The 11192-nt window shown below is 47.6% G+C and carries 12 protein-coding genes and 1 riboswitch; of the genes, 9 read left to right on the top strand and 3 right to left on the bottom strand.

What is annotated here, in order from left to right; all coding sequences use genetic code 11:
* The 3 genes from LRP49_RS20660 (at nt 1) to cysQ (ending at nt 2215) form a co-directional block, all read left to right on the top strand.
* On the top strand, nt 1-750 hold the full coding sequence (locus tag LRP49_RS20660; protein WP_274144560.1) for a type II secretion system protein N: 750 nt from the start codon (nt 1-3) through the stop codon (nt 748-750).
* Nucleotides 751-774: 24 nt separating this feature from the next.
* The gene (gene nudE, locus LRP49_RS20665; RefSeq protein ID WP_274144562.1) at nt 775-1326 is read left to right on the top strand and encodes an ADP compounds hydrolase NudE; all 552 of its coding nucleotides are present in this window, start codon (nt 775-777) and stop codon (nt 1324-1326) included.
* Between the two features lie 73 nt (nt 1327-1399).
* Nucleotides 1400-2215, top strand: coding sequence for a 3'(2'),5'-bisphosphate nucleotidase CysQ (cysQ, locus tag LRP49_RS20670; protein WP_274144564.1), 816 nt, complete (start codon nt 1400-1402; stop codon nt 2213-2215).
* A 63-nt stretch (nt 2216-2278) separates the two neighbouring features.
* Here the strand turns inward: cysQ and sthA are convergent, their stop codons facing one another.
* Nucleotides 2279-3694, bottom strand: coding sequence for a Si-specific NAD(P)(+) transhydrogenase (gene sthA, locus LRP49_RS20675; protein ID WP_274144566.1), 1416 nt, complete (start codon nt 3692-3694; stop codon nt 2279-2281).
* Nucleotides 3695-3955: 261 nt separating this feature from the next.
* On the opposite strand from sthA, the gene fabR reads away from it, so the two are divergent.
* Together fabR and LRP49_RS20685 are read left to right on the top strand one after the other, a co-directional pair.
* Nucleotides 3956-4600, top strand: coding sequence for an HTH-type transcriptional repressor FabR (gene fabR, locus LRP49_RS20680; RefSeq protein WP_274144568.1), 645 nt, complete (start codon nt 3956-3958; stop codon nt 4598-4600).
* Between the two features lie 5 nt (nt 4601-4605).
* Nucleotides 4606-4983, top strand: a complete 378-nt coding sequence (locus LRP49_RS20685) for a YijD family membrane protein (RefSeq protein WP_274144570.1) — start codon at nt 4606-4608, stop codon at nt 4981-4983.
* A 50-nt stretch (nt 4984-5033) separates the two neighbouring features.
* On the opposite strand, the gene trmA is transcribed toward LRP49_RS20685, so the two are convergent.
* Complete coding sequence (gene trmA / locus LRP49_RS20690; protein WP_274144572.1) at nt 5034-6140, bottom strand: tRNA (uridine(54)-C5)-methyltransferase TrmA; 1107 nt, start codon at nt 6138-6140, stop codon at nt 5034-5036.
* A 158-nt stretch (nt 6141-6298) separates the two neighbouring features.
* Here trmA and LRP49_RS20695 point away from each other — a divergent pair, with 158 nt between their 5' ends.
* The 4 genes from LRP49_RS20695 (at nt 6299) to murI (ending at nt 10532) form a co-directional block, all read left to right on the top strand.
* Entirely contained in the window at nt 6299-6826 is a 528-nt protein-coding gene (locus LRP49_RS20695; protein WP_274144574.1) for an ATP--cob(I)alamin adenosyltransferase, read from the top strand.
* A gap of 73 nt (nt 6827-6899) precedes the next feature.
* A riboswitch (cobalamin riboswitch) is annotated at nt 6900-7095 on the top strand.
* 46 nt (nt 7096-7141) lie between these two features.
* Complete coding sequence (locus tag LRP49_RS20700) at nt 7142-8962, top strand: TonB-dependent receptor domain-containing protein (protein ID WP_274144575.1); 1821 nt, start codon at nt 7142-7144, stop codon at nt 8960-8962.
* A 51-nt stretch (nt 8963-9013) separates the two neighbouring features.
* Complete coding sequence (locus LRP49_RS20705) at nt 9014-9676, top strand: Dph6-related ATP pyrophosphatase (RefSeq protein WP_274144577.1); 663 nt, start codon at nt 9014-9016, stop codon at nt 9674-9676.
* Between the two features lie 58 nt (nt 9677-9734).
* Complete coding sequence (murI, locus tag LRP49_RS20710; protein WP_274144579.1) at nt 9735-10532, top strand: glutamate racemase; 798 nt, start codon at nt 9735-9737, stop codon at nt 10530-10532.
* Here the strand turns inward: murI and LRP49_RS20715 are convergent.
* A complete protein-coding gene (locus tag LRP49_RS20715) occupies nt 10510-10959 on the bottom strand; it encodes an RNA recognition motif domain-containing protein (RefSeq protein ID WP_274144581.1) in 450 nt (149 codons plus the stop codon). The two genes, murI and LRP49_RS20715, sit on opposite strands and share 23 nt — an antisense overlap.
* Nucleotides 10960-11192: the final 233 nt, after the last annotated feature.

The raw sequence follows: 11192 nt of genomic DNA on the forward strand, positions 1-11192 counted from the left end.
ATGAAGCGTACCCTCATCATGAGTTTCCTCTTTATTTTGGTCTTGCTTGTTAGTGCTGTTGTTCATACCCCTGCAAGTCTGGTGTTTCGGTATATTCCGCCCATCCAAGGACTGCAATTAGGAACCATTGGCGGCACCATTTGGAATGGCACGGCTTCAAACGTCACCTGGCAGGGACAGCCATTAGGCAAGTTAAACTGGCAGTTCAATCTCCTGCCCCTTTTTACAGGAAATGCGGACGTCGCAATGCGCTTGTCAGGGGTTAAAGGTATCTCTGCCCGAGGCAATATTGGGTATGGCTTGGCGGGGGCGTATGCTAATAACCTGCTGTTTTCGACATCAGCCAATGTAGTGCAGTCATTTATCCCTTACCCACTGCCGGTCAGTCTGGCGGGACAATTTGATTTAACCGTGCGTGACTACTTGTTTACCAAGACGCCATTTTGCGACACATTACAGGGCAATATTGCATGGTCTCAAGGGAGTGTGACGTCTGAGCTTGGTACCGTTGACCCAGGGCTTGTGGTTGCTGATCTTGCTTGTGACGAAGGACGCTTGTCGATCAAGGGTGGAAGTGATTCGGATGCCCTTGAAACAGAATTTAGCCTGTTATTGTCTCCAGATCAGCGATATAACATGAATGGCTGGTTTGTTCCTGGCAATGCGTTACCTCAGTCAATGAGAGGAGCATTGAGCTTTATGGGACAACCAGACAGTGAAGGTCGCTATCGATTGAGCTTTAGCGGTTAAGTCAGATAGCGGGAGAGAGTCACCATGAAAAAGCTTATTGCACCCGAGATTTTGTCGTCGGAAGTTGTGGCAAAGTCACGTCTGTTTCAAATTGAGTCATTGGAGCTGCGGTTCAGTAATGGCGAAGAACGAACTTATGAGCGCATGAAGCCGAGTGGACGCAGTGCGGTTATGATTGTCCCTGTCACAGAGTCGGGAGATCTGTTGCTGGTACGAGAATATGCTGCCGGGACAGAGCGATATGAGCTAGGCTTTCCAAAGGGACTGGTTGATCTGGGTGAAACCGCACTGGAAGCGGCTAATCGAGAACTAAAAGAAGAAATTGGATTTGGTGCCAATCAACTGATCCCATTAAAAGAAGTGGTGCTTGCGCCGTCTTACTTTTCAAGCAAGATGACCCTGCTGTTGGCGGAGGATCTTTATCCGGAGAAGCTCGAGGGCGATGAACCCGAGCCATTGGAATTGGTCCGTTGGCCCGTTGCGCAGGCAGAAGAATTAATAACTCATGTCGATTTTGGGGAAGCCCGCAGTATTACTGCCTTGATGTTGGCCTTGAAACACCTCGCCGCGCGCTAGATGTTTTATATGCGTCGAGTGACGATAGTCGGGATCGCCAAGTCGTAGAGTGAGAGCCCTAGAGGAGTGCTACATGGAGCTGTCACAGCTACTGCTACCCGTGATAGAAATCGCCCGAGCGTCTGGGCAAGTCATCCTAGACATATACCAACGTGGTGATTTCGAGAAAAAAATAAAAAATGATGACACGCCAGTGACCAGTGCTGATATGGCAGCACACAAGTTGGTTACCGAGCGATTGTCCGCATTGACGCCAGATATTCCGGTGTTATCTGAAGAGGATTGCAGTATTCCTTTGAAAGATCGTGAACGTTGGGAACGTTATTGGCTGGTGGATCCACTGGATGGAACACAAGAATTTATTGCCGGCAGTGGTGACTTTGCGACCATCATTGCGCTGGTGGAAAATAACCAACCTGTGATGGGCGTGGTTTACGGGCCTGTGTCTGGTGTGTCTTATTATGCCGCGAAAGGGCATGGGGCTTGGAAAATCATGCCCGATGGCGAGAAGCATCGTCTTTCAATCTTAAAGCATGAAGATGAACTGGCCTCGCTGTCTATTGCTATTAGCCGTCGTCAGGATATCAAAGCCATCACCGATCGCCTCGAACCGAGCCGTAACTACGATTTAGTACCACTGGGTTCAGCGGCACTGAAGTCTTGCCTTGTCGCTGAAGGTGCGGTGGATTGCTATTTACGGTTGGGCCCGACAGGCGAATGGGATACAGCTGCGACACAGTGCATCGTCGAGGAAGCGGGTGGTCGTATTTTGGATATGACACTGTCGCCGCTTTCATATAACGAACGTGATTCGCTGGAAAACCCTAACTTTATCGTATTGGGTGATACCGGATTGCCGTGGCGAGACATCGTCCGCCTTGAGGGCTAATGACGCTGAGCCATGAGAATAAAAAACGGAGCATTCGCTCCGTTTTTTTGTTTGCAGGGCAATCTAGAACAGACGATTCAAACCATTCAATGCCGCCACACGGTAGGCTTCGGCCATGGTTGGGTAGTTAAAGGTCGTGTTGATAAAGTAATCCAGTGTGTTCCCTTCACCCTTTTGCTCAAAAATGGCCTGACCGATGTGAATGATTTCCGCCGCGCGTTCGCCAAAACAGTGAATGCCCAAAATTTCTTTGGTTTCACGATGGAAAAGGATTTTCAAACTGCCGACGTCCATGCCCGCGATCTGTGCGCGCGCTAGGTGTTTAAACTGGGCGCGTCCCACTTCATAAGGCACTTTATCGGCGGTTAGCTCTTGCTCGGTTTTGCCGACAGAGCTGATCTCAGGAATGGTATAAATTCCCGTAGGGATATGGTCAATCAAGCGTCCATTGGCCTGACCTTCACAGATAGCCTGCGCCACAATACGTCCTTGGTCATAGGCTGCGCTGGCAAGACTTGGGTAACCGATAACATCGCCAACGGCGTAAATATGCTCGACCTCTGTCCCGTAGTTATCGTTCACTTTGAGCTGGCCACGAGAGTCAGCTTTGAGGCCGACAGCTTTGAGATTGAGTGAGTCCGTATTACCGGTTCGACCGTTGGCAAACAGCAGGCAGTCGGCTTTCATCTTTTTGCCTGACTGAAGGTGCAAGATAACACCGTCTTTTGTGCCTTCAATTTTCTCGTAAGTTTCATCGTTTCGAATGAGAACACCGCTGTTCCAGAAGTGGTAGGACAGGGAGTCGGACATTTCATTATCGAGGAAGGACAGAAGGCGGTCTCGGGTGTTGATGAGATCAACCTTGATTCCTAGCCCTTTAAAAATCGAAGCATATTCACTGCCGATAACGCCTGCTCCATAGATAATAACGTGGCGAGGATCGTGCTGCAGTGACAAAATTGAGTCGCTGTCATAAACGCGTGGGTGACTAAAGTCCACATCTTTTGGACGATACGGGCGCGAGCCTGTTGCAATAACGAACTTGTCAGCCGTGTATCTATCGATGGTACCGTCTTCGACCTGGACTTCAATTTCATGTGAGCCGCTGAAGCGGGCACTGCCGTGCAAAATAGTGCAAAGGTTTCTGTCATAGAAACCTTGGCGCATGCGGGTTTGTTTGCCAATCACCGATTGTGCATGGCTGAGTATGGCCGAAAAAGTACTGTGAACCTGTCGGTTGTCACCGGTGTAGATAGGGCTTCGGTTAAATTCAATAATACGGCTAACGGTATGGCGCAGTGCTTTTGAAGGAATGGTGCCCCAGTGAGTACACCCACCACCAACGGTACTTTCTTTTTCTATCACTGCGACCCGTAATCCGGCCTTCGTGAGTCCCATGGCTGCACCTTCGCCACCTGGGCCGCTGCCAATCACTATTGCATCAAAATGGTTGGGGGAAGTAGGGGTCGCTTTGCTCATATCCGTATGGCCTTTTGTTTTCATTATGTTAAGGGAGACGACATGATTGTAACGTTTTCACGTGCTCTCGAGAATCAATGCACTACTAATCAGCGTAGATGATCACGTAACTTTGGTGAAAAAGCAGGCATTAGCACTATGATCATGGTGGGTTGCTAGTGATCTAACACAGGATTACGAAAACAGATCAGATCGAGAACTGAACTCACTGAAAAAAGCGGGTATAGTTTGCTGTTAGATTTCATAAGGTAAACACTGGCGATGGGAATAAGAGCTCAACAGAAAGAAAAAACCCGGCGAACACTAATTGATGCAGCTTTTAGTCAACTTAGTGCCGACCGAAGCTTTTCCAATCTCAGCTTGCGCGAAGTGGCGAGGGAGGCCGGTATCGCACCGACATCTTTTTACCGTCACTTTAAGGATATGGATGAACTTGGCCTGACTATGGTAGACGAAGGGGGGCTGTTGCTGCGTCAATTGATGCGCCAAGCTCGTCAACGGATCGCCACAGAAGGCAGCGTTGTCAGAACGTCCGTGGAAACCTTTATGGAATTTATCGAGAGTAGCCCAAACGTACTGAGGCTACTTTTGCGAGAACGTTCAGGTACATCGACCGCTTTTCGTGCAGCAGTCGCACGTGAAATACAACATTTTGTCGCTGAACTGACAGAATATTTCGAAGCGACAGCAGGCCTGACTCGCGAGGAGGCCTATAATCAGGCAGAGGCATGTGTCACTTTGGTATTCAGTTCCGGTGCAGAAGCATTGGATTTGGATAAGTGTGCACGCGCTGAACTTGCAGAGCGTCTGGTGATTCAATTGCGCATGATTTCGAAAGGTGCATATTGGTACCGAAAAGAACGTGAACGTAATGCACTCAAGGATAAGTTGTCTTCAGGCAGGTAATAAACATGGAACAAAATCTACAATCAGAACGTAAGTTTCTTCTTCTCGCTGTCATCGCGGGCTTGTGTGGCAGCGCAACATTGTCCACCTTGTTTGCTGAAAGCGTGGCATTCTCTATTTTCCCGATTATCGCGTTTGTGCTGGCGGTTTACTGCTTCTACCAACAACATGTGAATCAACCTCTGACGGAAGGTACGCCTATGATTGCGTTTGCTTGCTTCTTGGTGGGTGCATTTGGTTATTCAGCGTTTGTACGTATGCAACTGCCTGAATTGGGCGGAAACTTCTTTTCAATTCTCGTGACCATGGCTTTAGGCCTTTGGGTGTTGCATAAGATGGGTTGGTTGCACGTACCAAGCAAGAAAGAAGCGGTTGAAGAATAATTCGATGCCAAGATTATAAAAAAGGAGCCTGATGGCTCCTTTTTTTATGCTTATTTGCGTTCCAGCAGAACGCCAGCTTCCATATGGTGGGTATAGGGGAACTGATCAAACAATGCGAAACGCGAGATACGGTGCGTTTCAGACAGGATATCTAGGTTGTCTTTGAGCGTCTCTGGGTTACACGAAATGTATAGGATGCGATCGTACGCTTGCACCATGCGACACGTGCCTTCATCCATGCCTGAACGTGGTGGATCAACAAAGATGGTGTTGCAGTTATATCTCTTCAGATCCACCCCCGCTTGCTGCAGACGACGGAACTCGCGCTTACCTTCCATCGCTTCGGTGAACTCTTCCGCAGACATACGGATGATTTGGACGTTGTCGATCTTGTTGGCTGCAATGTTCCACTGCGCAGAATCGACTGACGGCTTTGCCAGCTCAGTGGCCAGTACGCGCTCGAAGTTGTCGGAAAGTGCCAGTGAGAAGTTGCCGTTACCACAGTAAAGCTCCAGCAGATCGCCGGTACTGTCTTGAGTGCAGTCTACCGCCCACTCCAACATTTTCTCGGCCACTTTACCGTTAGGCTGGGTAAAGCTGTTCTCAACTTGTTGGTAGGTCAGGGTACGGTCGTTCACCGTCAATTTTTCAACCACGAAGTCACGGTCGATAATGATTTTTTGCTTACGTGCACGGCCAATCAGGTTCAGGTTGAAACCTTCGTCGTTCAGACGTTGTTTCAGTTGACGCGCGTTAGTTTCCCACTCTTCGTCCAGTTGGCGGTGGTAAAGCATCGATACCAGCACTTCACCGCTCAGCGTAGATAGGAAGTCGACTTGGAACAGTTTGCGACGCAGGCTTTCAATCGGTTTGATGGCATCAACCAGCAGTGGCATCAGATCATTGATGATGCGGCTCGCCTGTGGAAATTGGTCCACGCGATACTTCTGCTTGGTCTCCTGATTGAACATGATGTAATAGAGATCATCACCCTCATGCCAGACACGAAACTCCGCACGCATGCGGTAGTGTTTGTCTGGGGATGGAAACACTTCCAACTCTGGCGCGTTGAACTCGGCGAACGCGGATTGCATGCGTGCAATTTTTTCGTCCAGTTGCGCCTGATATTGGGTGGTGTCAATCAGGGTATTGCTCATATTACCTAACCTGCATAACTAAAAATGAGCGCAAATTGTAAGTAGCCAAACCGTATTGTCCAGCCTTTTCGCTGACTTTTTCACCAGTCGTATGTTCTGGCGGCGGAAATGGAAGGCTTAGTATAAGATTGGCACAAATTGTTCTGGCAGGATTTATCATGAGCTTTCGAAAACCGAAAAACCGCAAGGAAATTTGTTACCCGTTTATCTATGAATCGGCACTGACGTGTGACTATGAAGTCCACACCGATGAACTATGTAGCCTTCTGGGTATGGTGTTGGCACAAATGCCAGAAGGGTTTGATGATGTAGTGGCTGATCTGGAAACGCTGCACCCGAAAATCTACCACTTAAATGGTTCGGTACGCGGCAAGAACGGCATTTTCGAGGAAGACTTGGAATGGCTGCATGAACGTTACGATCACTACAACAAATTGAGTGCGGGTCGCGTGACACGTTTTGTATTACCGCGTGGCCCCGTTGCGGTCATGGCTCTGCACCAGTGTCGTACCGGTTCAAAGAAAACAGTGCGACTGCTTCACCGCTTGGATGAGTCCGGTGTGACGTTCGAAGAGACGTTGCCGCGTTTTGCCAATCTGCTAGCGAACTTCTTCTTCGTGCTCACTGTGTATATCAAAATGAAACTCGACGTAGAAGAAGTGGATTACATCAGCATTAATTACTGACGTAATTTCTTTCATTACATTGGATTACCTGAGTAATTAGATCTGGTTCTCATTATCAAAGTATCAATGGCGCGCTGACTTCTCTATAATCAGCGCGCTTTTTACTTCCAGCTGGGAATCCGGTGTAAATCCGGAACTGGCGCGCAGCGGTAATGAGAAACGAAGGTGGCTGGGCGAAAAGCCAGACACTGTGCCTAGGAATGGGTATGGGAAGTCGTCACCGTAGGGGGTCTCTAAGTCCGAATATCAGCTGGACAACAATGTGGTATCAGGATCTCCTGACATCATTAGATACACGCGAATTTTGGATCTGATATGTCTAATAAACTTCTGGCAGCAGGAATGTTGCCGTTGGCTGCGTTTGCGCACGCCGAAACATCTTCTTCTGTTGACGACACCATGGTTGTCACCGCCTCTCGATTTGAACAGCCCGTTTCTACTGTACTCGCACCTGTTTCTGTTCTTACTCGCACTGACCTTGAGGAACTTCAAGCAAACAGCTTAGTTGATGCGCTGAAAACCCTGCCGGGTATCGAGATTGGTCAAAACGGTGGTCGCGGGCAATTGGCTTCTATTTTCCTTAGAGGAACCAATTCGACCCATGTATTGGTGCTGGTAGACGGTGTTCGCCTCCCTCGTACCATGCTGGGCACGATTGACTTCAATATGTTGCCGCTTAATACCGTTGAGCGTATTGAAGTGATCCGTGGCTCTGGTGCAACCGTGTACGGTTCTGACGCTATTGGTGGTGTGATTAACATTATTACTCGTAACAATGCAGAAGCTACGCGATTTAGCATGGGCGGAGGCAGCTTTGGGACTGCATCTGCAGACTTGGGAATTACGCGTAAATTGACCGATAGCTTGTCGATGCAATTGATGGGCGGAATGGAATCAGTCGATGGTTACAATGTTCGCCCGAGTGATGAAAATGTTGGTGACAAACATGGTTTTGGAAGCAAAAACGTTTCTTTGCGTTTGAGCTATACACCGAGCGAAAATTGGAATTCAAACGTTATTGGTCGCTGGTATCAAAACGAAGTCGAGTATGACAGCAACGGCAGCAAACAGAAGCTTTGGGTTGAAAGTAGCACAATAAGTGCAGACTCAGGCTACACATTTGGCAAGTGGAATACGTTGGCTCGCTTAGAAGTGGGTCAGCAAAAAAATTATGATTATGCAGATGGACTGACGCCTTCAGCAGACAACCTGAACAGTGAAATCCGCCAAATATACTCAAGCTTGACATCTCGCTACCAAGCGAGAGAAAACTTGGCTCTGACCGCTGGTGTTGATTTGACGTTGGAGAAAATCCTCGACGGTAGCTTTATCTCAATTGATTCGATGGAAGATAACCCTCGTCAAAACATTGGTGTGTTCGGTTTGGCTAACTGGAATGTTACTGACAGCATTTTGCTGGAAGGTAGCGTGCGCCATGACGACAATGACCAGTTTGGTGGCAACACCACCAGTTTGATCTCAGCCGGGTGGACGATAAACGAAGACTACCGTTTATTTGCAAGCTACGGTACGGCGTTTAAAGCCCCAACATTCGACAAACTTTATGGCTCGAGCGGTAATGTTAACTTGAAACCTGAAGAGTCAGAGAATGTAGAGGTTGGCTTTGAGGGAACGACGTACGATGTAAGCTGGAGCCTGAATGGTTACATCAATACCATCGACAACTTGATCGTTTACTCGGGTAGCTGGCCAAATGGTAAAAACGAAAACGTTGAAGAAGCGCGTATCAAAGGTATTGAGCTGATTGCAGATTTCGACCTAGGCCCAGTGTATAACCAAGTGTCACTTGAACTTCGCGATCCAAAAGACTTGTCTAAGAATGAGCAGCTTGCTCGCCGTGCAAAGCAGGTAGCGAAGTGGCGCTCTTCGGTGTGGGTCGGTGACGTACTTCTTGGTGCGAACATGATGTATCAAGGCGGCAGACCTGATTCAAACTACACTTCGAACTGGCTAAGCAGTTATACAGTATGGGACTTGACGGCACAGTACGACATTTCAGAAAACGTTACGCTGGGTGGCAAAGTCGCTAACCTTTTCGATAAAGAATATGAAACGGCATATAAATATCCCGCCGCAGAACGTTCTTTCTATATTGATTTGAACTTCGCATATTAAGCAGTAGTTTTCAAAGCCGCCATTAGGCGGCTTTTTCTTTTGGATGTAAAAATGAAAAAACGCGTTATTGTCAGCTGGTCTTCGGGCAAGGATTCCACATTGACCCTTTGTCGGCTACTTAAAGACAGTCGCTACGAGGTGGTGGGACTGTATACCACGTATGTGGAAGACGCCGTGCCGTTTCAAGCAACACCCATCTCTATCGTGCAGGCGCAGGCTGACGCTATCGGTTTGCCGCTGGTGCTGATTGAATTGAATGAAGTCTTTCCGCCAAACGAGGTTTATCAGCTATCTATCGTTGAAGGGATCAAAACGAGCGGGCTAGATGTTGATGCCGTGGCGTTTGGAGACATGTTCTGTAATGGTATTGAAGCATATCGCCGAAGCTACATTGAGCCTCAAGGGTGGGAGTGCGTTTTCCCGCTAATTGGTGAAAGCAGCAAAGCACTTGCGAAAGAGATTATCGACATAGGTATTCAAACCACACTCAGTACGATTGATACCTCCCAATTGTCATCCGATTTTTTAGGACGACACTATGACTTGGCTCTCCTTAAAGACTTACCCGAGAGTTGCGACCCATGTGGAGAGGATGGTGAGTTTCACACTATGGTGACCAACGCACCATGTTTTCAGTACCCGCTGGAATTAATAGTTAACAATGTAGAAAGAGAGGGAAGGTTTCATCATCAGATTTACCGTCTTAAGGCGTGAGTGATTTTCAACACGCTTCTTGCGAAGTATCATGGCGACGCAAATAAACGAAAAGGTAATGATTGTGAAAAGTGTGCTGATTTTTGATTCAGGTGTAGGTGGTCTTTCTGTCTTTCAGGAAATTTCCGCATTGATGCCCTATCAGCACGTGATCTATGCCTTCGACAATGCCGCGTTTCCTTATGGCGAATTGGATGACGATGTTTTGGTAAGCCGCGTATGCGGAATGGTGTCTGCACTTTGTAAAGAGCATGATATCTCGCTGGTGGTGATTGCCTGTAATACAGCAAGTACAATTGTCCTGCCACATCTTCGCAGCCAATTAGATATTCCCGTTGTCGGGGTCGTGCCAGCCATTAAACCTGCGGCGGAATTAAGCCAGACTAAACACATCGCACTACTTGCAACACCGGCAACGGTGAAACGCCCCTATACACAAGACTTAGTTAATGAGTTTGCTCCGGACTGTAAGGTCGACATGGTAGGTTCGACGGCACTTGTACTGATGGGGGAAGATAAGCTTCGCGGTCAGCCGACAGACATGGCAAAACTGGAGGCGATCCTAGCACCATTTTATGGTGACATTGATTGCGTCGTCTTAGGGTGCACGCACTTCCCGTTATTAAAAGAAGAGATTCAGCAGTTGCTGGGTCATAAGTGCCGTGTCATTGATTCAGGTTTGGCGATCGCAAAGCGGGTAGGCATGCTGCTTCGCCAAGAGGAGGCTGACCCCTTCTTGGCGTTGAGCAGAAAACACGATGTATTTAGTAGTGCAGAAGTAAAAGAAGAAGCAGCACTAAATAAAGAAATGTCCCAAATGGGTTTTTCTATTATTAAACGCGCTCCGACTTTCTAGGGTCGTTAGCTTCTCTTACTTTTAAGGTTCGCTCCCCATATTCGCTGTTGTTTAATTTATCGATGGCTTCTGGCGTGTCCGCGGCAGCCATCACAACAAATCCAAAGCCTCGACGTTTACCTGTCCTTTTGTCTTTCATAAGGCGAACGGCAAATACCTCGCCATATTCGGCAAAAAGATCCTTTACGTCATTTTCGTTTGCACGATAAGGCAAGTTTCCTACATATATAGTCTTGCTATTCGTAGCGGCAGATTCAGATATATCGCTTGAAGATTTTGTAGAAAGAAGAGATAGCGCGATACCCACAGTAACGGCACCCAATGCAAATGCGTAGCCGGTGCTCGAAATCAACTGCGAGCTGTTAAAGAGTATTGCGCCAACAAAAGCGATGGCAGCGGTAATAAGCAAGCTGATAGATATTCTCATAATCGTCAAATTAAAAGTCAGTTAGAAGAAGTAGCATGGAGGTCTGAGATCAATGCTGATTAAAATAAATACAATTATCGGGTTGATATTACGGTTATTGAGAAGTTATTGCTAGTAAGTGAATGTGACAATCATCTAATGTTGCAATATGTCATGTTTCTCAGAGTTTAGGTTGATTTGTATTCGGTTGAGCGGAATTTCACAAAAAAGCCTTGCCAATGTGATCCTAGTCT

Origin of the sequence: Enterovibrio qingdaonensis, from assembly GCF_028683135.1 — a bacterium.
Taxonomy (GTDB): Bacteria; Pseudomonadota; Gammaproteobacteria; order Enterobacterales; family Vibrionaceae; genus Enterovibrio; species Enterovibrio qingdaonensis.

Excerpts from the sequence above, each read along its gene's own strand:
- sthA (WP_274144566.1), bottom strand. The coding sequence starts at position 3,694 with ATGAGCAAAGCGACCCCTACTTCCCCCAACCATTTTGATGCAATAGTG.
- LRP49_RS20695 (WP_274144574.1), top strand. The coding sequence starts at position 6,299 with ATGAGCTTTCGAAAACCGAAAAACCGCAAGGAAATTTGTTACCCGTTT.
- trmA (WP_274144572.1), bottom strand. The coding sequence starts at position 6,140 with ATGAGCAATACCCTGATTGACACCACCCAATATCAGGCGCAACTGGAC.
- LRP49_RS20685 (WP_274144570.1), top strand. The coding sequence starts at position 4,606 with ATGGAACAAAATCTACAATCAGAACGTAAGTTTCTTCTTCTCGCTGTC.
- nudE (WP_274144562.1), top strand. The coding sequence starts at position 775 with ATGAAAAAGCTTATTGCACCCGAGATTTTGTCGTCGGAAGTTGTGGCA.
- cysQ (WP_274144564.1), top strand. The coding sequence starts at position 1,400 with ATGGAGCTGTCACAGCTACTGCTACCCGTGATAGAAATCGCCCGAGCG.
- murI (WP_274144579.1), top strand. The coding sequence starts at position 9,735 with ATGATTGTGAAAAGTGTGCTGATTTTTGATTCAGGTGTAGGTGGTCTT.
- LRP49_RS20700 (WP_274144575.1), top strand. The coding sequence starts at position 7,142 with ATGTCTAATAAACTTCTGGCAGCAGGAATGTTGCCGTTGGCTGCGTTT.
- LRP49_RS20660 (WP_274144560.1), top strand. The coding sequence starts at position 1 with ATGAAGCGTACCCTCATCATGAGTTTCCTCTTTATTTTGGTCTTGCTT.
- LRP49_RS20705 (WP_274144577.1), top strand. The coding sequence starts at position 9,014 with ATGAAAAAACGCGTTATTGTCAGCTGGTCTTCGGGCAAGGATTCCACA.
- fabR (WP_274144568.1), top strand. The coding sequence starts at position 3,956 with ATGGGAATAAGAGCTCAACAGAAAGAAAAAACCCGGCGAACACTAATT.
- LRP49_RS20715 (WP_274144581.1), bottom strand. The coding sequence starts at position 10,959 with ATGAGAATATCTATCAGCTTGCTTATTACCGCTGCCATCGCTTTTGTT.